We start from the raw sequence: 26792 nt of genomic DNA, 5'->3' as shown, positions 1-26792 counted from the left end.
CGCGCCCGACCCGGCAGACGCTGTTCCGCTCTTCGCCAATATCCGGCCGTGGCGGCGCCGGGCGCATTTCTGATGAATTTTCCCCTCTACCGCGGATCCGTAGAACAGCCTGCCTTCAAAATACGACTAAATCCATAGAGCTTGTACGCATGGGACCGGGGGGGGGCTAGGGGCGCCCCCTCCCGCGGTGGACCGAGTTTGCACCAACAACCAATTTTCAGGACTTTCTTATGACCCAATCCAGTTTCGTATCCACGCTCGGTCGAACGCTTGCGGGCGGCTTGATCGGCGGCATTTCACTCCTGGCACTGGCGGCGGGGGCCGCCAGTGCTCAGGATCTGAGCCTAGCTGGCAAGACCATCGGCGTCGCCGTCGTCGGCACCCAGCATTTCTGGGACCGCGAGGCCTTCAAAGGCGCGACGGAGGAAATCGAGAAGCTGGGCGGCACCGTGGTTCCGACCGATGGCGGTCGCGACAACCAGGTCCACGCCAACAACCATGACGTCTTCATCACCCGAAAGGTCGATGCCGTCATCACCATTCTTGGCGATGCTTCGGTTGATCCCAAGCTGAAGGCGCTCAAGGCGGCCGGCATCCCGGTATTTACTGTCGATCACCTTTCTCCCGAAGCCGTCAACAACACAGCATCCGACAATTACTTTACAGGCTCGCAGATCGGCATCCTTCTCGCCAAGGCGATTGGCGGCAAGGGCAAGGTTGCGGTCTTCAACGCCTTCTCCGGCTCGCTGCAGTTCTGCGGCGTCCGCTACGACCTCTGGAAGTACGTGCTCGAGGATTTCCCCGAGATCGAGATCATCAAGCCCGAACTTGCCGAGGTCTTCGCCAACTCGCCTGAAGACGCGCGCAAGCAGACTCTGGCGCTGCTGGAACAGCACCCGAAGGGCACGCTCGACGCGATCCACGTCGCCTGCTGGGACCAGCCGGCGATCGGCGTCGTCCAGGCCATTGAGGAAGCCGGCCGCGCCGGCGACGTCGTGGTGACGGCAGTGGACGCCGGGCCGGAAACGCTCGAGATCATCGCCGAGAAGGACAGCCCCTTCGTCGCCAACATCGCCCAGCAGCCCTACCTGATCGGCAAGACGGCGGCCGAGAATGTCGCGCGCCACTTCGCCGGTGAAAAGCTGCTGTCGCAGACCTTCGTTCCGGTCATCCCGGTCGACGGGCCTGAAGAAGCCAAGCGCGTCTACAAGCAGCTCGGCTACGGCACGATCAACTAGGCCACATCCCTACCACAACCCCGGCGCGGAGCCTGCCTTCGCGCCGGGGTTTTCGCTTTCCTGCTGGATTTCCCGATGCCCCTCCCCCTCGCCGCCGCATCCCTCGCGCCAGGCCTGACGCTTGCGATGACAGGCATCGTCAAGACTTTTCCGGGTGTCCGGGCGCTCGACGCCGCCGATCTCGACATCCGCGCCGGCGAGATTCACGGCCTGGTCGGGGAAAACGGCGCCGGCAAGTCGACGATCATCAAGATCCTCGGCGGCGTCTATGCGCGCGACGCTGGCGATATTCTCGCCAATGGCGAGGTGCTGGCAGGTGGCGCCGCCGCCGATATGCACGCGATCGGCATCCGCATCATCCATCAGGAACTGAACCTCGTCGACCATTTCACCGTCGCCGAATCCGTCTTCCTCGGCCAGGAACGGACCGACCGTTTTGGCGGACTTGCCAAGCGGCGGATGCGACGCGAGGCCGAAGCCTTCCTGCGCGACGTGCTCGAATGCCCGCTCGATGGCCAAACCCTGATCCGCGACCTCGGCATCGCCGAGCGCAAGCTGGTGCAGATCGCCGCCGCCCTGATCGACGGCAAGGCCCGCCTCGTCGTGTTCGACGAGCCGACGGCACCGCTTGCCGCTGCCGAGACCGGACGGCTCTTCAACGCCATCCGCAATCTCAAGGCGCGCGGCGTCTCGATCCTCTACGTCTCCCACTATCTCGGCGAGATCGTTGACATCTGCGACCGCGTCACGGTGTTTCGCAACGGCCGTCACGTGGCCGTCCTCGATGCGCCCAACCCGACCCGCACTGACGAAATCATCACGTGGATGATCGGCCGCCAGCTCGACGATCTCTATCCGGCAGCGGCCGTGCGCACTGCAGACGGCATCGAAGCCGAGCCAAGCTTTGCCGTCGAAAGACTGGGCGACGGCCGCAGCTTCGCTGATGTCAGCTTCAGCCTCGCGAAGGGCGAGATCTTCGGCATCGCCGGATTGATCGGCTCGGGCCGGGATGAACTGGTCGACGGGCTCTACGGACTGCGCCCTCCTGCGACGGGGCGCGTGACGCGAGCCGGCAGGCCAATCCGCCTCGACCCCGCGCTTGCGGTACAATCCGGCCTCGTCCTCGTACCGCGCGATCGCCGCCGGGATGGGCTCGTGCTCGACCTCGCAGTCACGGACAATATCAACCTCGCGTCGCTCGACGAAGTCTCGACTGCCGGCTTTCGCCGCGAGCGTCGAGCCAACGCGCGCGCGACCCGGCTCGCCGACCTGCTCGACATCCGGCCGCGAAGCGTCGGCACGCGGGCCGGCCTGCTCAGCGGCGGCAACCAGCAGAAGGTGGTGCTCGGCCGCTGGCTGGCGGCGGAAGCGGAAATCTTCCTGCTCGACGAGCCGACCATCGGCGTCGACATCGGCGCCCGCGCCGAGATCTACCGGTTGGTCCGCGAACTCGCTGACGGCGGCGCGACGGTCATCGTCTCGTCCGGCGACGCCGCCGAACTGATCGGCCTTTGCGACCGCATCGCCGTGCTGGTGCGTGGGAAGCTGGTCGAGATCGTGCGGTGCGGCGAAATCAGCGTCGACGGCCTGATCGCGCGGACAACCGACGCGGCCGGCCAGAGGGTGGCATCATGAGCCTCGCCATATCCGCCCCAAGCAGCCGGGCATGGCTGGCCGGCCTCGTCTCGCATGCGGCGCTGATCGTCCTCACGCTACTGCTCGCCTATCTGGCGCTGCGGGCCCCGAATTTCCTCGACGCCCAGAACCTGACCGCGATCCTGCGCCAATCCGCGCCGCTCGCCATCCTCGCCTGTGGTCTCTCGGTCGTTGTGATCGGCGGCGGGGATGATGTCGTTTCAGGTGGCATCGACCTGTCGCTGCCCGCCGCAGCCGTGCTCGGCGCCGGCATCATCAGCTACCAGCTCAGCGTCGCCGGAAGCGGCCTCGGCACGGCGCTCCTGTTCGGCCTGCCCGCCGTGCTCGCGGTCGGCGCCGCCAATTCCCTGCTTGTCGTCGGCATCGGCCTGACGCCGCTCCTGGCGACGCTCGCCACCTCGGTCGCCGTTTCCGGCCTCACCAAACTCATCACCTCCAACCGACGCATCAATGTCTCGAACCGGGCCATCGACTGGGTCCGCGACGGCGACATCGGCGGTATCCCGGCCTCGATGCTGCTGGCGCTGCTCGTCTTCGCCGGGCTCGCCTTCCTCGTCCATCGCACCCGCTGGGGCGCGCATCTACAGGCGATCGGCGCCAGCCGCGCCGTCGCCTCGCTGACGGGCCTGCCGACGCGAAAGTCCGTCGCCCTCTCCTACGGTCTGGCGGCGGCGGCCGCAGCCGTGGCGGCGATCGCCATCCTGGCGCGCGGCTCCGGCAGTTCGCCTGGCTCGGAGGAGCCGCTGTTGCTCGAAATGGTATTGGCGACCTTTCTAGGCGGTGCCTTCTCGCGCCGACGGATCGTGACCGTCTGGGGCGCCCTACTCGGCGCCGTGCTGGTAACGGCGCTCTCGACCGGCTTTGCCCTGCTCCAGGTCAACATCTTCTGGGTGAGCGGCATCAAGGGCGGCCTGATCCTGCTCGTGCTGGTCGCCGCAGCGCTCGATGAACGGCTGCGTCGATGACCGCGTTCGCCCTGCCCCGGTTCGTCGCCCCACTTTTGCGGCACAGCCTGATCCTCATCCTGATCGCGCTGCTGGTGTTCTTCAGCATCCAGGCGCCGGCCTTTACTGCGCCGACGAACCTTCTCACCATTTTGGAGAGCAGCGCCGTCCTGCTGATCGTCGCTCTCGCCATGACGCTGATCATCGCCTCGGGCGGGATCGACCTTTCCGTGGGCGTCGCGATCGATTTCGGGGCCGTCTTCGCCTTGATCGCGCTGAAGGATTTTGGCGCGCCCTGGTATGTGGCGATCTTCGCCGCCTTGGCGGGCGCCGCGCTTGTCGGCGCTTTCAATGCGCTGCTGATCGTCGGGCTCGGCATCCGCCCGTTCCTCGCAACGCTCGGAACCTTCTTCATCGGAAGCTCGATCCAGCGCATCTACACCGATGGCGGCGGGCCCATTGCCTTTCGACGCATGGAGCAGGGTTTTCGCGACCTCGCGGCTGGCAACATCGCCGGCATTCCGATGGAAATCGTGATCGCCGCTGTCGTGCTGGTCGGCTACTACCTGCTGCTGGAGCGAACGAATTTCGGCCAGCGCGTGCATGCGATCGGACTACAACCGCGCGCCGCCCGCGTCGCCGGCATCCGCGTCGGCCGCCATGTCGCTGTTGTTTTCATCCTCGCGGCGGCAAGTTGCGCGCTCGGCGGCGTCATCCTGGCGGCAACCTTGCGCCAGTTCACACCGCTCGCCGGCCAATCCTACCTTCTCGACGCGATCGCCGCGACCTTTATCGGCGCCTCGATCCATCCGCGCCTGCGCCCCAACGTGCCGGGCACCCTGCTCGGGGTGCTATTCCTCGGCGTGGTCGCCAATGGGCTCAATCTGCTCGGGCTAGACTTCAACCTGAAATCCGCCCTGTCCGGCCTGATCCTCGTCGGCGCGCTGGCCCTCGCCGGGCTGCGCGGCCGCGCTGGCTGATCGGCCGCCGGCTGTGCACCGGCGACCGTCGATCCAACTTTTCAGGCCACCTTGCCGATCCGCCACTGGGCGGGATGCGGCGCGCCATTGACGGCGAAATCGCCGATGATGCGATCCTTGTAGATGCGCGGATTATGCGACGACAGCGTGCGCGCGTTGCGCCAGAACCGGTCCAGCGCCACGCCCTTGCGGGTCGCCGAAGCTCCCAGCGCATCGAAGACCGACGAGGTGGCGTCGAGAACCAGGCTCGACACGATCACCTGCGCCTGCGCGACTTCGATATCGGCGATTGCCGCGGCTGTGGTCTCGCCTTCCACGTCGCCGGCAATCCGACGCTCGAAGGCGCGCTGCACCGCTTCCGCCGCCTTCAGCACGATCGTGCCCGAAGCGTAAGCCGAGGCGCGGATGCGACCGACGACCTGCAAAACCTGCGGATCCTCGCTCGAGCGCGCCCCGGCGCCGTTGCTGTAGTGGCGGGTCCGCGTCGCAACCGCCTCGGCGAGTTCGATCGCCGCCGCCCGGCCAATGCCGGCCAAAGTCGCCAGATGCACGAGCTGGAAGAAGGCCTGGCCGTATTTGACCCTGCCCTCGTCGGCGACCAGTTGCGCCGGTTCGATCGCGACATTGCTGAATACCGACGTGCCGCTTGCCGTGCCGATCTGGCCGAATCCGTCCCAGTCGTCGAAGATCTCGACGCCGGGCGCATCGGAGCGCACCAGTACGCCGACCGGCTTGTCGTCCTCGCCCGTTGCGGTGACGTCGATCCATTCCGCGAACAGCGATCCGGTCGTGTAATATTTGGTGCCGTTCAGCCGCCAACGCTCGCCATCCCGGACGAGTCGAGTGGCGAAGGTCAACTGCTTCGCATCGCCGACTTCGGTCCAGGCATTGCCGACCGTATCGCCGGCGACGAGCCGCTCGAACCAGTTTGCCTGCCAGGGCGACGGCTGCGCGCTGACAATCTCCTCGGCAAAGCCGAAATGCGCACGAAGTGCCTGCGTGACGTTGGAATCCGCCGCCGACAGTTCAATCAACAGCGCGAACAGCTCTGGAAGCGAGGCGCCAAAGCCGCCCTGCTCACGCGGCACGCGCACAGCACCAAAGCGCGCCACCTTCAACAGGGCGAGTTCCTCATACGGCAAGCGGCGTGCAACCTCGCGCTCGACGGCTCCCGCCGCGATCTGCCGAAAAATGGGCCGGAACGTCGCGGCCAATGTTTCGTAGGAGGCCGTAGGGCCGGCGCCCCAACCGGCATCGATCTGCGTCATCTTTAGGATCCTCGACTGGGAGAAAATGGACGCCTTTGCAACGATCCGCCTCACGCGCTGAAAACGGCGGGAAGCGATCCTGACAGGCAAACGGCCACGACGGTGGAAGCCGTCCACCAGCGATATCCGATCGACGGGAAGGCGGACAGAAACCCCATCATGTGCTGCGCCTCGGCGCGGAAAAATTATGCCCGTGCGCGATCGGCCCGTTCGAGCTGATGCGTCGGATGGTGGAGGAAATTTCCATCGATCCGTCGAAGAAGGATACCGGCTTCCTGTAACCGCCCCGAAACCCCCGCTAGTCTTTCACTACGAAAATTTGAAATCTCGAAGGAATATTCTCTTGCCTCGACATATTCGTTTCAATGCCTTCGAGATGAATTGCGTCGGCCACCAGTCTCCGGGACTATGGGCGCACCCGGACGACCAGTCGTGGCGCTACAAGGATGTAGAATACTGGGCTGATCTGGCGAGGACTCTGGAGAAAGGAATCTTCGACAGCATCTTCATCGCCGATGTGATCGGCTATTACGACGTCTACAAGGGAGATCTCGACGCGGCACTGCGTCAGGGGGCGCAAATTCCGGTCAATGATCCGCTGCAGCTGGCGCTGCCGATCACCATGAGCACGCAGCATATCGGCGTCGGCATCACCGCCTCCACCTCGTTCGAGCACCCCTACACCTTCGCAAGGCGGCTCTCGACGGCGGACCACCTGACCAAGGGGCGCGTCGCCTGGAACATCGTCACCTCCTATCTGGAAAGCGGCGCCAGGAATGTCGGCGAAACGGGGCTTCGCCAGCATGACAACCGCTACGACGTGGCAGAGGAATATCTCGAGGTCCTCTACAAGCTGCTCGAAGGCAGCTGGGAAGAAGGCGCCGTGGTGCGCGACCGCGAGCGGCGGTTGTTCTCCGATCCGGCCAAGGTGCACGAGATCGGCCATGACGGAAAATACTTCCAGGTGCCGGGCTATCACCTGAGTGAGCCCTCGCCGCAGCGGACGCCATTGCTGTTCCAGGCTGGACAATCCGAGGCAGGCCGACGCTTCGCCTCGCGCAACGCCGAATGCGTGTTCGTCGGCGCCCTGACAAAGCCGGCCCTGAAAAGTTATGTCGCCGACGTCCGCGCCCGCGCGGCAGCGTCCGGCCGCGATCCGCGCAAGCTGCTCGTCTACAATCTGATCACCATCATCGTCGACGAGACCGACGCCAAGGCGCAGGCCAAGTTCGAGAAGCTGCAGGAATACGCCTCCTATGACGGCTCGCTCGTCTTCATGTCCGGCTGGACCGGCATCGACTTCGGCCAGTACGCGCCGACCGACCTGGTGCGGAAGGTCGAATCCGCCGGCCTGACGTCGCTGGTTGAATCGATCGAGGAAACCGGCCGGCCCTGGACGATCGAGGAGTTGGCGCGCTGGGGCGGCATTGGCGGCGCCGGGCCGGTCTTCGTCGGCTCGGCCGAAACGATTGCCGACATCCTGCAGGATTGGGTCGAAGAAACCGACGTCGACGGCTTCAACATCGCCTATGCGATCACGCCGGGCTCGTTCGAGGACATCGTCGGTTACCTCATCCCCGAACTGCAGCGCCGCGACGCCTACCCGACCTCCTATGCGGCGGGAACGCTGCGCGAAAAGCTCTTCGGCGATGGCCCCTATCTGCCCGACGATCACCCCGGTGCGCGCTATCGCGACATCGAGGCGGTGAAGCGGGCCCAGGCAGCAGCGCGGCAACCCTCCGACGCGGAAGCGGCCTGACCCTACCCAAGACCTGAACGCACCGGCCGGCACTCCGTCGCCCCGGATTGAAACCAGACCGGATGCTCGCCTCCTGGACGGACGGCGCGGCCTTCCGCTTGCCTTTTGCAAAGGACGACACCAGCATGAAACGCATCCTTCGCCGTGCTTCGCTTGCGCGCGGTTCCACCGCCCTTGCCACCCTGTTCCTGCTGGCCGGCGGCATTTCGCACGCCAGTGCCGAGGACGTGACGACGCCGGTCAAGGGCGGCACGCTGATCTACGCGACCGACCGCGAACCGACCTGCCTCGACCCGCATGTCGACGGCGACATGCCGCAGGTCTTCATTGCCCAGCAATATACGGACTCCCTCGTCTCGCAGGACAAGCAGGGCCGGATCGGCCCCTGGCTGGCGAAAAGCTGGACCATCTCGCCGGACGGCAAGACCTACACCTTCCAACTCCGCGACGACGTCACCTTCACCAATGGCGAGAAGTTCAACGCCGCCGCACTGAAGGCGAACCTCGACCACATCAAGAACCCGGCGACGCAGTCCTCGACCGCCGGCGGCTACATCCAGCAATATGTCAGCACCGACACGCCGGACGAATTCACCGCCGTCGTCCATCTCTCCAAGCCGTATGCCGCCTTCCTGGAAGTGCTGGCGCAGGGTTTCCTCGGCATCCAGGCGCCGACGGCGCTGGCGCGCGATCGCAACGTCAATTGCGAAAGCCCGATCGGCTCCGGCCCGTTCAAGGTGGTGAAGTGGGACCGCCAGAGCGAGATCGTGCTGGAGCGCAACCCCGACTACAATTGGGCGCCGCCGACCGCCGATCATCAGGGCCCGGCCTATCTCGACCAGGTTATCTGGAAGTTCATCCCCGAGCCGTCGGTACGCTATGCGTCGCTCGCGAGCGGCGATGTAGACGTCATCGAGTCCGTGCCGCCGGAATCCGAGGCAGAAGCAGAACAGAACCCGGATCTGAAGCTGATCGTCACCGATCGCCCCGGCAATCCGACCAATGGCAGCCTCAACATCACCCGCGCGCCGTTCGACGACATCCGTGTCCGCGAGGCGTTCATCCGATCGGCCGATATCACCTCCGCGCTCGACAGCGTCTTCTTCGGCCGCTATCGCCGCGCGCCGGGACCGCTCAGCGGCGTCACCCCCTTCGCGACGGCGGACTTCCAGGGCCTCTACGACTACGATCCCGATCGCGCCAACAAGCTGCTCGACGAGGCCGGCTGGACCGAGCGCGATAGCGCCGGCATCCGTTCCAAGGACGGCAAGAAGCTCACGATCCACATCCCGATCGGCGACTTCCAGGGCCCGGCCGACCGCTCGCTCTGGGAGCAGATCCAGGCGACCGCAGGCCAGGCCGGCTTCGACGTGCAGCTGGAAACGGTCGGCTTCTCGGACTGGCTGGACCGGGATTCGCGCTGGGACTACGACGCGATCGGCGCCTACTGGAACACCAACACCGCCGACGTGCTGCGGATCGTGCTGAGCTCCGAATTCATCGGCGCGGCGGGCTCCGGCGGCTATCACCAGAACGCCTCCGGCTTCAAGGATGCCGAGTTCGACAAGACCGTCGCCAAGGCGCTGGAAACGCAGGACGAGGCGACGCGGCGCGAGCTCTACCACCAGGCGCAGAAGATCGTCGCCTCCAACTTCCTGCAGGTGCTGACCTATCCGCAGAGCACCCGCCTTGGCGTCTACAAGACCGCGCATGGCGTCCGGCTGGAGCCGTCGCTGTCGGTGACCACTCTCTATGACGCCTGGGTCAGCAAATGAGCGCCGGCGTCCTGGCCTTTCCATCGGGTGACGGGCTGGGACGCCTTGGCCAGCGCGTGGCGATCCGCGTGCTGGTCGGCATCCTCGTGCTGCTCGCCTCGGCGACGATCACCTTCTTCGCGCTGAAGCTGACACCGGGCGATCCCGTCCGCGCCGTGCTCGGCGGCCCGACCGCCAATCCGAGCCCAGAGACGATCGCCGCGACGATCCGCGAATTCGGCCTCGACCGGCCGCTGATCGTCCAGTACGGCCTCTATCTGGAGCGCCTGGTCTCCGGCAATCTCGGCGTCTCGTTCTCGCAGCGCCAGCCGGTCGCAAGCGTGTTGGCCCAGCAGATCGGCCCGACCTTGCAATTGACGGCCTCGGCAATGCTTGTCGCATGGGCTCTCGCGCTCGTCTCGGTGATCGGCACCACCCGGCGCAACCGCTTCCTCAGCGCGTTCGGCTCCGGCCTTGAGGCCGTGGCAGCCTCCCTGCCGCAGTTCTGGCTGGCGCTGGTCCTGCTCGCCGTCTTTGCCTTCGGCCTCAAATGGTTTCCGCCGCAAAGCCGCGACGGATTCGCAGGCCTCGTCCTGCCGACGCTGGCGCTCGCCATTCCGCTCGCCGGCTTCCTGGCGCAGGTGACGCGGGAATCGCTCGAACTGGCGCTCGACCAGCCCTTCATCCTTTCGGCGCGAACGCGCGGCCTTTCCGACCTCGCGGTGCGGCTGCGGCATGCGCTCCGCCATGCGGTGCTGCCCGGCATCAGCCTCTCCGCCTGGGCGGTGGGTTCGCTGATCGGCAATGCCGTTCTGGTCGAGGTGATCTTCTCCCGGCAGGGCCTCGGCCGCATCCTCTACCAGGCCGTCACCCGCCAGGACATTCCGCTGACCATCGGCGTCACGCTGGTGGTGACGATCGTCTACATCGTCGCCAGCACCCTCGCCGACCTGCTGTTCGTCCTCGTCGATCCCCGCATCAAGGCAGCCACGCGATGAGCTTTTCCGACGCCCTGTCGATCCGCCCCGGCGCATGGCGGCTTCCTGCCCTGCGGTTGCCGCCCCTGCGCGCCATCCTCGCCGGCCTCTTCCTTCTTGCCCTGGCGCTCGCGGCGATCGAACCGCGCCTGTTCACCGCCGCCAATCCGCTGGCAATCGCGCCGCGCGAGGCCTTCCAGCCGCCGAGCTGGGTGCATCTCTTCGGTACGGACCAGTCCGGCCGGGACATCTTCACCCGCGTCATCTATGGCGCCCGGCAATCGCTGCTGCTCGGCGTCGGCGCCGTGGCGCTGTCGATGAGCCTCGCCATCATCCTCGGCCTGATCGGCGGATTGGGCGGCCGCTTCGCCGAGCGCGCCGTTTCCTGGCTGCTCGACGTGCTATTCTCCTTCCCAACGCTGGTGCTGGCGCTGCTGTTTGCCGCCCATCTCGGCAGCGGCATCGGCCCGCTGATCATCGCGACCGGCATCGGCACGGCGCCCGGCTATGCCCGCATGGTGCTCGGCCAGGTGATCGCCGCCCGCAATGCCGGCTATGTCGAGGCGGCGCGGGCGCTCGGCCATCCACCGCTCCGCACCATCGCCCGGCAGATCCTGCCCAACGCCATGCGGCCTCTGATCGTCACCATCACCATGGGTATCGGCCAGGCGATCGTCTGGTCTTCGGCACTCTCCTTCCTCGGCCTCGGCGCCAAGCCGCCGGCGGCGGAATGGGGAACCATGCTCGCCATGGGCCGCGACTTCGTCCAGCGCGCCTGGTGGCTGACCTTCTTCCCCGGCCTCTTCATCGTGCTGACGACGCTCGCGACGACCGTCTTCGGCCGCTATCTGCAGCACCGGCTGGAAGGACGCGGCGCATGAGCGGCCAATCCCTGATCGTCGAAGACCTCTCGGTCACGCTCGGCAACGGCGCGAGCCGCCGCCGTGTCGTCCGCGACATCTCCTTCACCGTCGAGCCCGGCAAGGCCGTGGCGCTGGTCGGCGAATCCGGCTCCGGCAAAAGCGTCACGGCGCGCACGCTGGTCGGTCTGGCCGGCGCGGGCGCCGGCGTTTCGGCGACCCGGCTGCAATTCGGCGAAACCGACCTGCGCGGCTTGACCGACCGGCAATGGCGCGGCCTGCGCGGCAAGGATATCGGCTTCATCCTGCAGGATGCGCTCGTCTCGCTCGATCCACTGCGCCCGGTCGGCGACGAACTGATCGAGGCGCTTTCGGCCCATGGCTGGGGCAACCGCGAGACGCGGCGGCAGCGGATGCTGGAGCTGCTCGATCTCGTCGGCATTCCGGAGCCGCAATTGCGCGCCCGCCAGCGACCCGACCAGCTTTCCGGCGGCCTGCGCCAGCGCGCGCTGATCGCGACCGCGCTGGCGCTCGATCCGGCCATCGTCATCGCCGACGAGCCGACCACGGCGCTTGATACCACCGTGCAGGCGCAGATCCTGAAGGTGCTGCAGGCGGTCAAGCAGCGCGGCAAGGGCCTGCTGATCATCAGCCACGACCTCGCCGTCGTCTCGCAGATCGCCGACCATGTCGTCGTGATGCATCAAGGCGATGTCGTCGAGCAGGGGCCGACCGAACAGGTGCTCGGCCGGCCGAGACACGCCTATACGCGCCTGCTTCTCGGCTCGGTTCCCGGTGCAAGGCGGCACAAGGCCCGGATCGCCTCCAAGGACCAGACACCCATCGTGCTGGAAGCGTCGAACCTGTCGAAGACCTATGCCGGACCGGACCGTAGCGACCGTCGCGTCGTCGACGATGTAAGCTTCACGCTTCGCTCCGGCCAGACTCTAGGAATCGTTGGCGAATCCGGTTCAGGCAAGACGACCGCAGCGCGGATCGCGCTCGGCCTCGTTGGCCCGGACCGGGGCGAAGTGACCTTCGACGGCAGCAGGTGGAACGCGGCCGGCAAGAACGCCGTCTCGGAACGCGCGCGGCGGCCGCAGCGCCCCCATTTCGGCGTGATTTACCAGGATCCGCTCAGTTCGTTCGATCCGCGCTGGAATGTCGGGCGCATTCTTTCCGATGCGCTTGATGCCGGCGGCCTGCCGCGCAGCCAGCATGCGGCGCGCGTCGCGTCGCTGCTCGAAAGAGTCCGCCTTCCGGCCGAATACGCCGGCCGTTGGCCATTGCAGCTGTCCGGTGGGCAACGCCAGCGTATCGCCATCGCAAGAGCGATCGCCTCGAATCCCAAGGTCATCGTCTGCGACGAGCCCGTCTCGGCGCTGGACGTCTCGGTGCAAAAGCAGGTGCTCGATCTCCTGCGCGAATTGCAGGACGAGCTCGGCGTTTCCTACCTGTTCATCTCGCACGATCTCGGCGTGATCCGGGAAATCAGCGACGAAGTTCTGGTCATGCTGGACGGCAGAGTCGTCGAACGCGGCGCGACCGAGGATTTGTTCATCAATCCTCAGCACGAGTTCACGCGGCGTTTGCTGGCGTCCGCGCCACATCTCCCGCAGCCAAACGCTGGCGCCCACGCAACCGATTTCAACACGTCGATCGTGTAGTTGGAGATCAGCACGCTCGTCAGAAGGCTGCTATGCGGCACGGGCCTTGTCTTACCGATCAGAACGTCGACGAAGAGACATTTCTTCTCAGCGAATTCCTCGACACCGTGGTGCGATCCCTCACGCAAGGCTGAATTCCCTGCCTTTCGCCTTGGCGATAACCGACCTCGACGCCGGCCGGTCCGTCACCGACCGGCGCCGTCGGAAACCTCATCCGACGTGGGCAGTGCCGCCGATGCTAGATTTGGGTTGGATCGCCACTGGACAATACAGCCCCTCCACAGGTCGCAGCGGGCCTACCGGAGGCAATTGTCGCGGTGACAAAGCTATGGCGGTATGCGATCAGCGATCTATGGACGTGACGCGCAAGCTCATCTGGCAAGAGCTGAAGACTGCCCTTCTGGCGGTCGGCGTTGTCTATGTCTTGCTCTCCCAAGGATTGATCTCGGCCTACGCCCAGACGGTCATGGCTGCGTCCGAAGCAGGCCCCCGCTTCATCATCTGTTCTCCGCTCGGCGGGGCGAGCGACGAAGATCCGATCAAGGCACTGGCGCGCGATTGCTGCTCGACGCTTTGCCAAGCAGCAAGTGCCATAGGACCTTTGCTGCCTTCTTCGCCGGTCGTGTTCGCCTACAAGGCCGACGTGCGACCCGCGAAATGGCGCCCGGCCGGCGCAGTAGGGGGCCCGCCTTCCAAGACCCGAGTTGTTCCCGAGGCCCGAGGACCGCCCTCGCTCTCCATCTGACGCCTGATTTCATGGCTCGGCGCGCATCCCGTGCGCCGGCTGTTCTTGCGCATTTGGAGATCAATCATGCGAGCTTTTTCGCGCCTTCTCGCGGCCGCCGTCCTGCTGGCCGCTCCTTCCGCCTTTGCCCACGACTACAAGGCGGGTGACATCGAAATCGGCCATCCCTGGACCCGCGCCACACCGCCTGCGGCGCGTACAGGAGGTGGATATCTCACCCTCACCAACCACGGACAGACTGCCGACCGCCTCGTAGGAGGATCCTCATCGGTTTCCGGCCGCGTCGAGGTCCACACAATGGAAGTGACCGATGGTGTGATGAAGATGCGCGAGCTTGCCGATGGCCTTGCGCTGCCTCCGGGTGAAACCGTCAAGCTGGAGCCGGGCGGCTTTCATCTGATGCTGATCGACCTCAAGGCACCCATCAGCGAAGGCGCCAAGATCCCTGTCACGCTCCGCTTCGAGCATGCCGGCACGGTCGACGTAGAGCTCTCAGCCGGCGCGCTTGGAGCTCCGACGATGGAGCACGGCGGCCACGGGGGCAAGCACTGATGCGCCCTCGACACATAGGTCTCCTGGCCGGCGGGGCGGCTGCCATCGTCCTGACGCTGGTCGGCTTCACCGCGCTTGTAAACTCTCGGCAGGCGCAGCCTGCCGGCCAGATCGTGACGGGAGTTGCCAGTATTGGCGGCCCCTTCACGCTGACGCGGGGCGATGGCAAGGCGGTCACCGAGAAGGACTTCCTCGGAAAGCCGACCGCCATCTTCTTCGGCTTCACCTTCTGTCCCGAGGTCTGCCCAACGACGCTCTATGAGCTGTCGGGCCTGATCAAGGAACTGGGACCCGAGGCGGACAAGATGAACTTCGCCTTTGTCTCGGTTGACTGGGAACGTGACGGGCCGAAGGAATTGGCCAGCTACACCTCCGCCTTCGACAGCCATATCCAGGGTTTGTCGGGCACCGAGGCCGAAATCGAGACGGTGACCAAGGCCTACCGCGTTTACTACAAGCGCGTTCCGGTCGATGGCGGGGATTACACCATCGATCATACCGCCTCGGTCTATCTGATGGACAAGGACGGTCAGTTCGTCGGCACGCTCGCCTACGGCGAAGCGCGCGACACCATGCTGGAAAAGCTGAAGCGACTGGTCGCTGGCGCCTGAGATCGAGGGAAACATGACGGATACGACGCTTCCCCCGGTCGGTGCCGGCGGGTCGGCGAAGGAGGCTGCACAGCCTTCTGGCGCCAACAAGTTCTACTTCATCGCTTGGCGCTGGCACTTCTATGCCGGGCTGTATGTCATCCCGTTCCTGATCATGCTGGCCACGACCGGCCTGGTCATGCTCTGGATCTCTTGGATGGCCGGCATCGGTGCCGAGCGAATGACCGTCCAGCCGGGTGGCGAGCCGCTTCCCCTGAGCGTGCTGCAAACGGCCGCCGAAACGGCCATACCGGGCGGCCGCGCCACCCAGTATGTCGAGCCGCTTGCAGCGGACAGGGTAGCCGTGATCTCGGTCGCGACCGAGGCCGGCAACACGGGTGTTGTGCTGAGCCCTTACACTGGCGAGGTGCTCCACACGTTCCCGTGGCGGGCTGGCGCCTACGACCTGGCCAACAAGATCCACGGTACGCTGCTGCTGGGCTCCTTCGGCGACCGGTTGATCGAAATCGCGGCCAGCCTCGGGCTCGTGATGGTGGCAAGCGGGCTCTATCTGCATTGGCCCCGGCGGGGTGGTTCTTGGCGGGATACCCTCGTCCCGCGTCTTTCGGCGCGCGGCAGGACTTTCTGGAAGTCTCTGCACGGTGTCGTGGGCTTCTGGGTGTCGCTGATGCTGATCGTCTTCCTGATCTCCGGCTTAAGTTGGGCTGGTGTCTGGGGCGAGCGCATGGTTCAGGCATGGTCGACGTTTCCAGCCGAGAAGTGGGACAACGTGCCTCTGTCCGATGACGTGCATGCGGACATGAACCACGGACCCGCCAAAGAGGTGCCGTGGGGGCTGGAGCAGACCCCCATGCCCGCCTCCGGCTCCCTCAAAGGGACAGCCGCCATTACTGGACCGGTGGATCTTGAAACGGTGGCCGCTTTCGCGCGCAGCCTGGGCTTCGTGGGGCGCTTCCAGATCAACCTCCCGAAGGGAGATGCAGGCGTCTGGACGATCAGCCACGACAGCATATCGAACGATGGACCGAACCCGGCGGCCGACCGCACCATCCACATTGATCGGTTCACGGGCAATGTCCTGGCAGACGTTCGCTATGCGGACTACTCGCCCTATGCCAAGGCGATGGCGTGGGGCATCGCATTCCATGAGGGCGACCTCGGTGTCTGGAACTTCGCCCTCAACACAGCCTTCTGCCTCTCGGTCCTGGGCGTATCTCTCTCCGGTCTGGTCATGTGGTGGAAGCGGAGACCCAGCGGTTCTGGACGGCTGGCCGCACCGCCGCGACCGGGTGATGTTCCGTTCTGGAAAGGAGCGGCAGCGCTTGTTGTCTTCCTTGGCATCGTGTTCCCGCTGGCCGGTGCCGCCATTGTCGCGGTGCTTCTGATCGATGCGGCGCTACTGCGTCTGCTGCCGAGCGTGAGGCGAACGCTGGCCTGAACCAAAAGTGCGGCGGACAAAAGCCTGCCGCACGTCTACGCCGAGGGCGCCATCCTTGATTTGGTCTGCAAATAGCCTGAGGGACCGCGATGCTCGGTTCGTCAAGCTTCTTAATCCGCACCGCGGGCATGGACCAGACAACGGTGGTATGTCGGACCGTCGCCGAGTTGCAGGTCGGCCTCGCAAACCTCTCGCCCCAGAGCAAGAGGGCTATCTAAGACCATTCGACAAAGATGCCGACGTCGCCTGGCGCGCCGCTGGAAAAGTCTACGATCTGGTAGCGGATCCGGTATCCGCGCGGCTGGAGTTCCCGCCTCCAGAACTCGAGCATCTCCTTTGGCAGCCCCGTCAACGTCTCCTCCCAGCCCGCTTCCGCCTGGTTGAGGGCCCGGCCGCGATCCGTACACAGCGTGTTCGGGAAGCGAAAGACCTGCACCTCTGTGAAGCCATTGCTGACGGCGCGCTGGATGATGATCGCGACCCGCTTCAGCGCCTCCTCGTCCGATACGCCCGATGGTTTGCTGAGCCGCTCGATCAGTGCACGCTTCTCGGCCTCCCCGGCGATGCGTGCACGCTCGGCCTCGTCTGCCTTTGCGGCTTCCGCCATGGCCGCTTTCTGCTTCAGCTGGTCGGCTGTCGGCAGCAGGTTGGAGAGGTCGTCGGTCGCTGTCATCGCTTCCTCCTACTTTGAAGACGTGGCGCACTCTGAGTTCATGTCGGGGATCACGATGGCATCCCGTCGAAATTGACGAGACGTGGCCTGAATACCAACGATTGCCGCCATCGTAATGCGGGGGCGCGAGCCGGCTAGTCCGCTGAGAATTGCCCCGTGGAAGACGCGATGACGGTCAGATTCGATCAACTCGAACAACTCTCTCTGGCATCCGGCATCAATTTCGAAATCGCCATCGACAAGACAGCGAATGGATGCGTATCCGGATTCACGGGGAGTGATGTCCTTGGCGCTACTGCCGCAGATGGGGCACCTCATTCTACCCCTCCATTCAGCTGTGCTAGAAAACCAACTAACCCGTCTCCGAAGCCGTGATCACCATTCCACTCTCAGCTGTGAGCATAGCGATCCGCAAAACCCCGCGTGCGTATCATCGCGTAGCATCGGGTGTAGCCAGCACCGCGCAGCCAAAAGCAGCGGGCTTGGAAGCGACGCGGGCGGCCGGCCTGGCGCGGAGCGTGCTGCCACTACCGTAAGCTACGTAGGATCTCTCCCTTCGAAGGACCACAATCAGCAAGGGACAGGTTCTGCCAGCCCGCGCCGGCTTGGGGCCGCCCATTCTTGTCCTGCCGGAGAGATCCGCGATGGCGGCGTTACCCTTCTTAAGCCAATTCAGCAACTACAAGCGCGCATGGCTGCAAGCCGACTTCATGTCGGGATTGTCGATCGCCGCCGTCGGTTTGCCGAGCGCCATCGCCTATCCGGCCATAGCCGGCCTGCCGCCGGAGATGGGACTTTACTCCAGCATCGTGCCGCTTATCGCTTACGCGCTGTTCGGTTCGTCGCGCCAGCTCATCGTCGGACCCGACGCGGGGACGATGATCGTCATCGCCGCTGTGCTCGCCTCGCTCGGGCCACTCGCCGCCGGCGGCAACGTCGCCGCTGCGGCAGCCATCGCGCTGGTCGTCGGGCTGCTCTGCTTCATCGCCAGCCTGCTGCGGCTGGGCTTCATCGCGAGCTTCCTTTCCCGCCCGATCCTGATCGGGTTCATGAGCGGCATCGCGCTCTCGATCCTTGTCGGTCAGATCGGTCGGCTGACCGGCGTTTCCATCGAGAGCGACGGTCTGATCCGGCCGCTCATCGAGCTGGCGGGCAAGGTGGCGTTGATCAACTGGCCGACGCTGGTGCTGGGGTCGGCGCTCTTCATCCTCTTGCGCGTACTCGCCGCCACGATGCCGAAGATACCCGGCCCTGTCGTCGCCATCATCATCGCCACGACACTCGCCACGGTCTTCGACCTGCAATCCTACGGCATTGCCGCCATTGGGCCGATTCCGGGCCGGCTGCCGACGCCGCAGCTGCCGATTCCATCCGGCATAGATCTGGGAGACCTGGTCCTCGGCGCCGCCGCCGTGCTGCTGGTCAGCTTCGGCTCGGGCATCGTGACCGCGCGGAGCTTCGCCGCCAAGACGGGCGAAACCGTCGACGCCAACCGGGAACTCGTCGGTTTTGGCGCGGCGAACGTCGCCGCCGGGCTGTTCGGGGGCATTCCCGTGACTGGGTCGGATTCCCGCACTGCCATCAATATCTCGATGGGCGGCAAAACGCAGTTGGCGAGCATCGTCGCTGCGGTCGCCCTTGCTCTCGCGGTCGGCTTCCTGACGGCGACGTTGCAGTTGATCCCGAAGGCGGCGCTGGGCGCGATCCTGGCTTCGGCCGCCGTCGGTTTGATCGACATCAGCGCGCTTTCCAAATTGTGGCGGACCAGTCGCATGGAATTCCTGTTTGCCCTGATCGGTATGTCGGGGGCAATCGGTTTCGGCGTGCTCAGGGGCGTGATCGTCGCGGTCGCGGCGACGTTGCTCTATCTGCTCGTCAGGGGCGCGAAGCCGCGCGACGCCGTTCTTGGCCGCATGCCGGGACATGAAGGGTTCTACAAGCTGCACAAACACCCGGAGGCGCAGCCCATCCCCGGCCTCGCCATCTATCTGATCCAGGGCAGCCTTCTGTTCTTCAACGTCGACTATGTAAAACGTCGTTTCGAGCAACTGATCACGGCGCTTCCGGCCGAAACGCGCTGGTTCGTCCTCGACGCAGGCGCTGTCGTCCAGATCGACACCACCGCGGCGGCCATGCTGGATGACATGCACGCGCAGATCGCCGCGCGTGGCATCGCATTCGGCATCGCAGAACTGCACACCGAGCCCCGTGCCCTGCTGGAACGATCGGGAACGCTGGCGCGGATCGGTCCGGACATGCTGTTCGATGACCTTGAGGATGCCTTGGCTGCGTTCCGGGAAGCTGGCGGCGGGCGTTTGGCTGCGCCCCGCTGACCCCCCGTGGCGCCAGGAAGAGCCTTGGCTCGCGCGGCCCGCAAGCACCCTCAATAGCGCTCGGGAATCCAGCGACGGTCGGTCATCGTGTGCTCGTCGTCATAGGCGTGCTTCGTCGCGCGCTTTGGCAGCTTCACCTCAGGCGGGCGAATTCGCTCATAGGGGATGAGCGAAAGGAAGTGCGCGATGCAGTTCAGCCGCGCGCGCTTCTTATCGTCCGAACGGATGATGTACCAAGGCGAATCCTCGGTGTCCGTCGCGTCCAGCATCTGGTCCCGCGCGCGCGAATAATCGTACCAGCGCTCCCGCGATGGCAGGTCCATCGGCGAGAGCTTCCACTGCTTCATCGGGTCGGTGATCCGCGCCTCGAAGCGCTGCTTCTGTTCCTCGTTGCCAACTTCGAGCCAGTATTTGATCAGCGTGATGCCGTTCTGAATCGCCAGCCGTTCGAACATCGGGCAGATCCGCAGGAACGTCTTCTGCTGTTCCTTGGTGCAGAAGCCCATGACGGTCTCGACGCCCGCCCGGTTGTACCAGCTCCTGTCGAAGACGATGACTTCGCCGGCGGCCGGGAAATGCTCCATGTAACGCTGCATGTAGAGCTGAGTCTTCTGCCGGTCGGAGGGCGCAGGCAGGGCGACTTTCCGAAAGATGCGCGGGCTTAGCCGCTCGGTGAGCGCGCGGATCGTGCCTCCCTTGCCAGCCGCGTCGCGACCCTCGAACACCACGATGATACGCTGGCCGGTGTGCTGGACCCACTGCTGTAGGACGCAGAGTTCGCTCTGCAGCTTCCGCAGCTCCTTCTCGTATTCCTTGCCCGATAGGGTTCCGCGTGACCGGTCTTTGACCGGTTCCGCAGTCTCGACGAGATCCCGTTCCATCACCGCCTCCTTCGAACCGATGCGCCGATCGGCTGACCTTGAAGCCTAGGCGCGCCAAGCTGAGCCTGCCCGTAGCATCGCGTAGTCTCGACGTTGCCCGCACCTTGCGGGGCAACCTCTCCGCCCTAGGAGGCGGACAAGACGAACCCGGCCTTGCGCAGGCCCTCGCTGAGATGCGCCGCGTCGCGCGCCCGCAGGTTTCGCATCTGGAAAGCTCGAGGCAGATCCGCCAGGACGTCCGAGGCATTGCCGAGCAACCAGTCGCGTTGCGCCCGCGCCTGATCATCGAGACCGAGTTGGCCGAAGATCGCCGCGGCGACCAGGTGGTCGATGGGGTTAGCGTCCAGATTGGCCCTCCGGATCCGGGTCGCAGCGGACGGATAGTCACCCTGCATGTAGTAGGACAGGGCAATGACGGTCTCGAAATAACCGAGGGGGCCGGGATTACCATCCAGCACCTTGAGCAGCAGCTCCCGCCCCTTTTGCCATTCGCCTGACAAGGCGAGGCGCATTCCATATTCACCGACGAGTTCCGCGTCGTTCGGGTTGCTCTCCACCGCGCGGGCACCCAGCTTCAGCGCCGCCTCGACCTCATCGTGGAAGAAGAGCGCCGCCATGTAGGCCTGCATGCCGCGCACGTTTTTCGGATCCAGTTCGAAGGCGCGCCGCGCTGCGGCAAGGGCTTGGTCGAGCGGCGGCGGCCCCGCATCGACAGGATGGTGAAAGCGGATTTCATCGAGGTAGGTAAGCGACAGCAGCGCCCAGGCGGTGGCGTCGTTGGGGAAACGCTCCGTCGTCTGTCTCAGGCATGGCTCCACGGTGCTGCGTGTCTGCGGCTTCAGTTCCGCTCGATAAGCATAGTAGGCCAGGGTGCAGGTATAGGCCTCCCCGTCGCCCGTCGCCGCTTTCGACAGCTGCGCGGAATCGGAGCTGAAAATGGCGCCGTCGGGTCGGGCGACAGCGGTCGCCACCTTGGCGGCGATCTCCGCCTGCACGTCCATGAGGTCGCGGGCGCCGAGCGTATCGTCATAGCTGTCGGCCCAGACGATGGTCCCGTCGCCGCGGCGGATCAGGCGCGCCATCAGCCGCAGTCTGTCGTCCTCGACGCGGACACTGCCCTCCAGCGCATAGCGCGACCGAGCCCCCTGCGCAGAGGCCGCCTCTCTATCGGCCGCCCCGTCGTCACGCGCCACGGTCGAGCCATTCGGCAGCATCACCACGATCTCTCGGAACTTGGCGATCTGGCCGATCACCTCCTCGGTCAGCCCGCGGACGATCACCGCGGAGGCTGCCGTGTTCGAGATGTCTGCGAAGGGCAACACGACCAAGTGCGGCGCAGGCGAAGGGACCGCCGCCGTCTCGGCCACGCCGAAGGTGGCGAGCCGGTCCGTCCCACCCGGCAAGGCGAGAGGCTCGAACAGCACCACGGCCAAGGCCACGGCCAGCGCGGAGACTATGGCGAGCGCCGGCCAGTATCGGCGCCCCCCGCCAGCCGCCGGGACCGCCGCCGCGGTTGTCGCGCCCGCCTCCGGCGGCCGTGAGATCTGGTCGTTGCGCCAGCTGAAGTTCGGGATGTAGCCGCCCTTTGGGATCTCGATGAGAATCGGATCGTCGCGCCCGGCCGTCAGGTAGTAATGCTCCAGCGCTCGGCGCACCCGGCCTGCCTCGATCCGCACTACCGGATCGGACTGCGCGTCGAACGAGGTGCTTCGGCCAAACACCTCGATCGCGATCGAATAGGCCTTGATGCGGTCCGCCCGGCCGCCGAGCGTCTCGTTGACGATATAGGAGAGGAACTTGCGGGCACGCTCCGCGACTGTGAAATCGGAACTGCGGATAACGCGATCAACCGCGATGCGCACGGCATGCGCCATCCCGCTGTCCAACGGGTCGATGGCGTGATGTTCTATGGAACTTGACACGCCGCCGCCTCCTCCGGGTCAGCCGTCTGCGGTATTCGCCATGCCTATGTCTGCTACCGTAACTTACGTCACATCTCGGAACCGGCACATCAATTTGCAGCGACTACGGCCTGCGGGGCCTACACCAGGTTACGATCCCGACGCGATTGCCGACGAGCGCAAGGTCAGCCTAAGACGCAATCCGCGCGCTGGCGTCCGCGCCCGGCAGCATGAAGTCATAGTGATCCGACGGAAGAGGCCACCTTGGAACTGGCGGAAGCGGAATAGGTGGAGTGTCTGGAACCGCCTCTAGGGCAGCACGGGGCTCCAAGCGGCGCTGGGATTGAAGCTGCGGATCTGCGGCCCGACCACGTCGCTTGAGGCGCCGAGGTTGCGCTGATAGCCATTGCCGCGCTGGTCGCACAGAAACGTCATGATGCCCGTCTCGCCCCATTTTTCCGGGTAGGCGACGAGGGCAAAGCCCGCCAGCATCCTGCCATTGACGAGATAATCATAGGCACCACCGGGAGCCGCTGGTCCCTGACGGGTCAGGACGCGGTAGCGATAGCCGTTATAGGAGCGGGGCGCGGACGGGTCGTCGCTGCTGCGTACGGCCGCCGCCGTGATCCGATCGCCAAGCGGACTGCGATCCGTTGGCGTCTCGGGCTCCCAGTAAAGGCCGTCGTGCCGACCGGGCTGACTGACCAGCCGACGAGCGAATTGCTGCACCGGCTCATCGTCATGCAGGGTCTGGAAATATTCGTTCTGGGCGGCCACGTAGTCGTCGCAGACGCCGATCGCCACCAGTTCGTTCTGGCCGATTGCCATGTCGGCGATCTGCTGCTTACCCGCGGCGAGATCGAATGTCCATCCGCCACCGCTTGGCTTCAGCGGAATGGGGAACGGCCAGAGATCAGCCCCGTAAGTCAGGACCTTGGCTCCGTTCTCGCCGTCGACGACGGTGCTGCCCTTGCTCGCCAGTTCGAGAAAATCGGACAGTCGCTGCTTGTCGACCGCTTCGTCTCCCGAGGCGATCACATCCTGGGCGCCGGGGCCAAAAATCTTGTCCAGCATTCCCTTCTCGGGCGCCTTCGCCGCCGCGACGAGCGCGGTCGAGGCCGCCTCGGCGGAGGGGAAGACCTGCTGCGCGACGGCTGGCCGGGTGACGCCGCCGGCGACACAGGCGATCAGGATGGCAAGAGCTGGCAAGGCTATGTTTCGCATGGTCTTTTTCCTCAGCGCCTTCCGCGTCCGCCACCACCACCACGATGCATTTGCCGGCCACCGCCGCCGCCGCGGTGCATCTGCTGACGCCCGCCGCCACCCCTGTACATCTGCTGGCGGCCACCGCCGCCCCGATTCATCTGAGGCCGGCTGTTCGACGGCCTTGCGACCGACTGCCGGCTCGACGAACCACGGTTCGACACAGCCTTGGAGCCCTTGCCGCCCATCTTGGCGTTGCTGAAAGCTGTATTCTTCGCCGGGCGTTTCGCCGCTTGCTTGGCGCCCGAGCCAGGACGCTGACCCTTGCCAGCGCTCGCGGGACGATCGGGCCGGTTGCCTGCGCTCGGCCGATTTCCGGCATTGGGACGGTCGCGCGTCTCCGGCCGGTTGCCGGCATTCGGGCGATCAATGCCCGGTCGATTGCCAGCACCAGGCCGGTTTCCGGCACCCGGCGCATTCGGCCGGTTGGCAAGGCCGGGCTTGCTGCCCTGACCCGGACGATAACGGTCACCGTCCGGCCGCCAGGGCCGCGTGTCACCGCCAATGTTGATGTCGTTGCCGATATTGATGTTGTTGCCGATATTGATGTTGTTGCCGCCGCCCGGACGGTAACCGGGGTAGCCCGGCCAACGCGGCGGATAAACCCAGCCACGCCCCCAATCCCAGGCATTGTCGATCGCAATGCCGACGGCGATGCCCGCGCCGAACCCGATGATGCCGGCGGCGAGCGCGTCGCCGCTGCCGTAGCTGTCATAGTAGACCGTCTGCGGATCATAGGTCGGCACGTAGATCACGCCCGGATCGGCCGGTTCGATCACGACATAATCGGTGCCGCCCTGGTCCTGGACCGTAACCCTCTGCTGCTTGGTGGTCTTGAGCGACCCGGCCTTCTGCGCCTCGCGGCGCAATTCCTGGATCATCGCGGCGACATCATCGGGTTGGTTCACGAACGCGTCGCCGAGATCCGTCGTCATGTCGAGGTCGTCGTTGAGCCTCGCGATGATGTCCGGGAATCGCACCAGCGCCTTGACGGTCGGATCCCAGTTCTGCGCGTCGACTCCGGAGAAGTCATTCTTGGCGACGGCGGACCGGTTCTTACCAAGCCAGCGCGACGCCTGGACGATGTCGACCGGGTAAGCGCAGGCCGGCAGAAGCTGCGCCAGGAGCGTGTCCGGATAGAGGGCAAACGGCGCCAGCAATTTGCGCAGTTCCGCCTCGCTGAACACGTCGTCCGGTACAGCCTGGGTAGGCGCGGCCGTGTCAGCAGTCGGCGCGGCGGCAGGCGCTGGCGCGGCTGGCGACGGCTCCGGAACGGGAGGCGCCGGAGCCTGCGCTACGAGTTGTTCCTTCGCTCGGGCGGGAATCGCGGTCGCGACAAAAACAGTCGCCATCAGGAACACGAAGTCCAAAACCCGTATGCCACGCGGCAAGACAAGCATATGCTTCACCTTGATGCTCAACCAAGAGGCCGATATTATCGAAAATTACCCACTATGACAATTTTCTCTACACGCGAATCGAAAATTTATTTGACCGTTTCTTCGAGATGAGGCACCGCCCCTACGAGCCGCGCCCATGCTTAGCGAAGGATCCAGCCGCCCTCCAGGATGGCCGTCGGATCTAGCTCGCGACGATCCCGACGATCACGGTTCCCCATGTCGTCAGCAGGATGTGGCCGATCGGCACGGTCGGCGTATAGCCAAGCACGGCCACCGGACTGCCGGATCGATCCTGAACGGCCGCCATACCCGCCGTCATGGTCTGCGCCCCGGCGAGGCCGCCGAGCAGCAGGATCGGGTTCATGCGGAGCACGTAGCGCCCGAAGTAGAGCCCGATAATCATCGGCATCGAAGTGACGATCATGCCGCCGAACAGCAGGCCGACACCCGCTTCAGCAAGGGCGGCGGCAAAGACCGGTCCAGCATGCAGGCCGGTCATCGCCACGAAGGCGGCAAGGCCTAGCGAGGTCATCAGCGACACAGCTGCATCGGGTATCCGACCAAACAGTGGGAAGCGTGTCCGCAGGTGCCCCACCACCAGCCCGGCGATCAGCGTCCCCACGCTCGTGCTGAGGGAAACCCGGATGTCGCCGATCGGGAAGGTGACGAGGACGCCGACAAGTCCGCCCAGGAAGATCGCCAGGCCAAGCACGAAGAAGTCCGTGGCCGTCGTCGGCGCGATGGTGACACCGATCTGTCTGGCGGCGTCCGCCACAACCGGCTCCGGTCCGATCAGGCGGAGGATGTCGCCCCGTTCGAGCGTCACCCCCGGCCCAAGCGGGATGTCCTGCCCGCCGCGCGTAATGCCAGCGAGATAAAGGCTTCGCGCCCAGCCCTCCTTCGCAACATCTTCCAGGTTTCGGCCGGCGAGCTCTCGATGGGTCAGCAGCATTTCCACCGCCGCGACCGGAATATCCAGCAGTTCGCGGTCTTCGACCTCCTCGGCGCGGGGATCCAGCACATCGACCAGCGTCTCTCGCCGTCCCGACACAGCGATCACATCGCCGGCTTCAACGAGGAAGTCCTCGGTCGGCTGCAGAATTGCGCCTTGCCGCCGCACACGCTGGATGAAAAGCCTGTGTTCCGGGAATTTTGCCTCGGCGGCCGCCCGCGACAGCCCGACGATCGGCGCATCCTTCGCGATCCGGTAGGCGCGCAACTCGAACCTGTGCCACGCCGAGACAACGCCGGCCGCCGTACGCTTGATGCCCAACTCCTGCTCCAGCTTGAGCGCTTCCGCGGTCAGGTCAATGCCGAGCAGTTTGGGACCGACGACGCTGCAGAAGAGGATGACGCCAAGAGCGCCGAAGATATAGCAGACCGCATCCGCCACCGCGATGTGCGCGACCAGGCGCGCTCGCTCGGCTTCCGGCAGGGGAAGCGCTTGGATCGCCTCGGTCGCCGTGCCCATGGCCGGACTTTCGGTCAAGGAGCCGGAAACAAGGCCCGCCGCGAAGCCCGGGTCGAGGCCAAGGATCTTCGCAACGGCGACGGCGGTCAGCAGTCCCGTCACGCACACGACGACCGCCAGCAGAACCGGCTTCATCCCGTCCCGCTTCAACGCTTGCAGGAACTGTGGACCTACCGAATAGCCGATGCCGAAGAGAAACAGGAGGAACAGAAAGGATTTCGCCATGCCCGCGATCGGCACTTCGGCGAATTGCCCGATCAGGATGCCCGCGAACAGGGAGCCGGTGACCGGCCCGAGGCCGAAGCCGCCGATCTTGATCCCGCCGATCCAGTAGCCGAGGCTGATCGCGAAGAACACGGCGAGTTCGGGATATTTGACCAGGAACTGTTCGAGCCAAACCATGATCTGCGCTTCTCCGCTC

At 65.3% G+C, this 26792-nt stretch carries 21 protein-coding genes; 14 read left to right on the top strand and 7 right to left on the bottom strand.

Annotated features, from left to right (window positions below):
• Positions 1–230 precede the first annotated feature (230 nt).
• From OSH12_RS02720 to OSH12_RS02705, 4 genes are all read left to right on the top strand, one after another.
• Positions 231–1238, top strand: coding sequence for a sugar ABC transporter substrate-binding protein (locus OSH12_RS02720; protein ID WP_266341962.1), 1008 nt, complete (start codon positions 231–233; stop codon positions 1236–1238).
• A gap of 75 nt (positions 1239–1313) precedes the next feature.
• Positions 1314–2873, top strand: coding sequence for a sugar ABC transporter ATP-binding protein (locus OSH12_RS02715; RefSeq protein WP_266341961.1), 1560 nt, complete (start codon positions 1314–1316; stop codon positions 2871–2873).
• Entirely contained in the window at positions 2870–3859 is a 990-nt protein-coding gene (locus OSH12_RS02710) for an ABC transporter permease (RefSeq protein WP_266341960.1), read from the top strand. Before OSH12_RS02715 ends, OSH12_RS02710 begins: the two co-directional genes overlap by 4 nt.
• Entirely contained in the window at positions 3856–4818 is a 963-nt protein-coding gene (locus tag OSH12_RS02705) for an ABC transporter permease (RefSeq protein ID WP_266341959.1), read from the top strand. Before OSH12_RS02710 ends, OSH12_RS02705 begins: the two co-directional genes overlap by 4 nt.
• 41 nt (positions 4819–4859) lie before the next feature.
• On the opposite strand, the gene OSH12_RS02700 is transcribed toward OSH12_RS02705, so the two are convergent.
• Positions 4860–6086: an acyl-CoA dehydrogenase family protein gene (locus OSH12_RS02700; protein ID WP_266341958.1), complete on the bottom strand. Its 1227-nt coding sequence runs from the start codon at positions 6084–6086 to the stop codon at positions 4860–4862.
• Between the two features lie 343 nt (positions 6087–6429).
• Here OSH12_RS02700 and OSH12_RS02695 point away from each other — a divergent pair, with 343 nt between their 5' ends.
• From OSH12_RS02695 to OSH12_RS02655, 9 genes are all read left to right on the top strand, one after another.
• Positions 6430–7845: an LLM class flavin-dependent oxidoreductase gene (locus OSH12_RS02695; RefSeq protein WP_266341957.1), complete on the top strand. Its 1416-nt coding sequence runs from the start codon at positions 6430–6432 to the stop codon at positions 7843–7845.
• 125 nt (positions 7846–7970) lie between these two features.
• Complete coding sequence (locus tag OSH12_RS02690) at positions 7971–9620, top strand: ABC transporter substrate-binding protein (RefSeq protein WP_266341956.1); 1650 nt, start codon at positions 7971–7973, stop codon at positions 9618–9620.
• Complete coding sequence (locus tag OSH12_RS02685; RefSeq protein ID WP_266341955.1) at positions 9617–10597, top strand: ABC transporter permease; 981 nt, start codon at positions 9617–9619, stop codon at positions 10595–10597. The genes OSH12_RS02690 and OSH12_RS02685 overlap by 4 nt, the downstream gene beginning before the upstream one ends.
• On the top strand, positions 10594–11457 hold the full coding sequence (locus tag OSH12_RS02680) for an ABC transporter permease (RefSeq protein ID WP_266341954.1): 864 nt from the start codon (positions 10594–10596) through the stop codon (positions 11455–11457). Before OSH12_RS02685 ends, OSH12_RS02680 begins: the two co-directional genes overlap by 4 nt.
• Positions 11454–13103 carry a dipeptide ABC transporter ATP-binding protein gene (locus OSH12_RS02675; RefSeq protein WP_266341953.1) on the top strand — a complete coding sequence of 550 codons (1650 nt, stop codon included), beginning with the start codon at positions 11454–11456 and terminating at the stop codon, positions 13101–13103. Before OSH12_RS02680 ends, OSH12_RS02675 begins: the two co-directional genes overlap by 4 nt.
• Before the next feature lie 358 nt (positions 13104–13461).
• On the top strand, positions 13462–13848 hold the full coding sequence (locus OSH12_RS02670; RefSeq protein ID WP_266341952.1) for a hypothetical protein: 387 nt from the start codon (positions 13462–13464) through the stop codon (positions 13846–13848).
• A gap of 66 nt (positions 13849–13914) precedes the next feature.
• Positions 13915–14400 (top strand): copper chaperone PCu(A)C, encoded by a 486-nt coding sequence (locus tag OSH12_RS02665; protein WP_266341951.1) that lies wholly within the window; start codon positions 13915–13917, stop codon positions 14398–14400.
• Complete coding sequence (locus tag OSH12_RS02660) at positions 14400–15011, top strand: SCO family protein (RefSeq protein ID WP_266341950.1); 612 nt, start codon at positions 14400–14402, stop codon at positions 15009–15011. The genes OSH12_RS02665 and OSH12_RS02660 overlap by 1 nt, the downstream gene beginning before the upstream one ends.
• A 13-nt stretch (positions 15012–15024) precedes the next feature.
• Positions 15025–16449 carry a PepSY-associated TM helix domain-containing protein gene (locus tag OSH12_RS02655; RefSeq protein ID WP_266341949.1) on the top strand — a complete coding sequence of 475 codons (1425 nt, stop codon included), beginning with the start codon at positions 15025–15027 and terminating at the stop codon, positions 16447–16449.
• 214 nt (positions 16450–16663) lie between these two features.
• Here OSH12_RS02655 and OSH12_RS02650 read toward each other — a convergent pair whose 3' ends face one another.
• Complete coding sequence (locus OSH12_RS02650) at positions 16664–17122, bottom strand: hypothetical protein (protein ID WP_266341948.1); 459 nt, start codon at positions 17120–17122, stop codon at positions 16664–16666.
• A gap of 644 nt (positions 17123–17766) precedes the next feature.
• Between OSH12_RS02650 and OSH12_RS02645 the strand changes: the two genes are divergently transcribed.
• A complete protein-coding gene (locus OSH12_RS02645; RefSeq protein WP_266341947.1) occupies positions 17767–19455 on the top strand; it encodes a SulP family inorganic anion transporter in 1689 nt (562 codons plus the stop codon).
• 50 nt (positions 19456–19505) lie between these two features.
• On the opposite strand, the gene ppk2 is transcribed toward OSH12_RS02645, so the two are convergent.
• From ppk2 to aspT, 5 genes are all read right to left on the bottom strand, one after another.
• Positions 19506–20336, bottom strand: coding sequence for a polyphosphate kinase 2 (gene ppk2 / locus OSH12_RS02640; protein ID WP_266341946.1), 831 nt, complete (start codon positions 20334–20336; stop codon positions 19506–19508).
• Between the two features lie 125 nt (positions 20337–20461).
• On the bottom strand, positions 20462–22258 hold the full coding sequence (locus tag OSH12_RS02635; protein ID WP_266341945.1) for a hypothetical protein: 1797 nt from the start codon (positions 22256–22258) through the stop codon (positions 20462–20464).
• Between the two features lie 288 nt (positions 22259–22546).
• Entirely contained in the window at positions 22547–23461 is a 915-nt protein-coding gene (locus tag OSH12_RS02630) for a DUF2950 domain-containing protein (protein WP_266341944.1), read from the bottom strand.
• A gap of 11 nt (positions 23462–23472) precedes the next feature.
• Complete coding sequence (locus OSH12_RS02625) at positions 23473–24852, bottom strand: DUF3300 domain-containing protein (RefSeq protein ID WP_266341943.1); 1380 nt, start codon at positions 24850–24852, stop codon at positions 23473–23475.
• Between the two features lie 229 nt (positions 24853–25081).
• Positions 25082–26773, bottom strand: coding sequence for an aspartate-alanine antiporter (gene aspT / locus OSH12_RS02620; RefSeq protein WP_266341942.1), 1692 nt, complete (start codon positions 26771–26773; stop codon positions 25082–25084).
• Positions 26774–26792 lie beyond the last annotated feature (19 nt).

It is taken from the genome of Kaistia terrae (assembly GCF_026344005.1).
Lineage (GTDB): Bacteria > Pseudomonadota > Alphaproteobacteria > Rhizobiales > Kaistiaceae > Kaistia > Kaistia terrae.
Note: the sequence above shows the minus strand (reverse complement) of the source record. Positions and strands in the feature narration are given on the sequence as shown.

Excerpts from the sequence above, each read along its gene's own strand:
- OSH12_RS02715 (WP_266341961.1), top strand. The coding sequence starts at position 1,314 with ATGCCCCTCCCCCTCGCCGCCGCATCCCTCGCGCCAGGCCTGACGCTT.
- OSH12_RS02680 (WP_266341954.1), top strand. The coding sequence starts at position 10,594 with ATGAGCTTTTCCGACGCCCTGTCGATCCGCCCCGGCGCATGGCGGCTT.
- OSH12_RS02655 (WP_266341949.1), top strand. The coding sequence starts at position 15,025 with ATGACGGATACGACGCTTCCCCCGGTCGGTGCCGGCGGGTCGGCGAAG.
- aspT (WP_266341942.1), bottom strand. The coding sequence starts at position 26,773 with ATGGTTTGGCTCGAACAGTTCCTGGTCAAATATCCCGAACTCGCCGTG.
- OSH12_RS02660 (WP_266341950.1), top strand. The coding sequence starts at position 14,400 with ATGCGCCCTCGACACATAGGTCTCCTGGCCGGCGGGGCGGCTGCCATC.
- OSH12_RS02675 (WP_266341953.1), top strand. The coding sequence starts at position 11,454 with ATGAGCGGCCAATCCCTGATCGTCGAAGACCTCTCGGTCACGCTCGGC.
- ppk2 (WP_266341946.1), bottom strand. The coding sequence starts at position 20,336 with ATGGAACGGGATCTCGTCGAGACTGCGGAACCGGTCAAAGACCGGTCA.
- OSH12_RS02625 (WP_266341943.1), bottom strand. The coding sequence starts at position 24,852 with ATGGCGACTGTTTTTGTCGCGACCGCGATTCCCGCCCGAGCGAAGGAA.
- OSH12_RS02645 (WP_266341947.1), top strand. The coding sequence starts at position 17,767 with ATGGCGGCGTTACCCTTCTTAAGCCAATTCAGCAACTACAAGCGCGCA.
- OSH12_RS02665 (WP_266341951.1), top strand. The coding sequence starts at position 13,915 with ATGCGAGCTTTTTCGCGCCTTCTCGCGGCCGCCGTCCTGCTGGCCGCT.
- OSH12_RS02690 (WP_266341956.1), top strand. The coding sequence starts at position 7,971 with ATGAAACGCATCCTTCGCCGTGCTTCGCTTGCGCGCGGTTCCACCGCC.
- OSH12_RS02720 (WP_266341962.1), top strand. The coding sequence starts at position 231 with ATGACCCAATCCAGTTTCGTATCCACGCTCGGTCGAACGCTTGCGGGC.
- OSH12_RS02630 (WP_266341944.1), bottom strand. The coding sequence starts at position 23,461 with ATGCGAAACATAGCCTTGCCAGCTCTTGCCATCCTGATCGCCTGTGTC.
- OSH12_RS02650 (WP_266341948.1), bottom strand. The coding sequence starts at position 17,122 with ATGACAGCGACCGACGACCTCTCCAACCTGCTGCCGACAGCCGACCAG.
- OSH12_RS02705 (WP_266341959.1), top strand. The coding sequence starts at position 3,856 with ATGACCGCGTTCGCCCTGCCCCGGTTCGTCGCCCCACTTTTGCGGCAC.
- OSH12_RS02710 (WP_266341960.1), top strand. The coding sequence starts at position 2,870 with ATGAGCCTCGCCATATCCGCCCCAAGCAGCCGGGCATGGCTGGCCGGC.
- OSH12_RS02685 (WP_266341955.1), top strand. The coding sequence starts at position 9,617 with ATGAGCGCCGGCGTCCTGGCCTTTCCATCGGGTGACGGGCTGGGACGC.
- OSH12_RS02700 (WP_266341958.1), bottom strand. The coding sequence starts at position 6,086 with ATGACGCAGATCGATGCCGGTTGGGGCGCCGGCCCTACGGCCTCCTAC.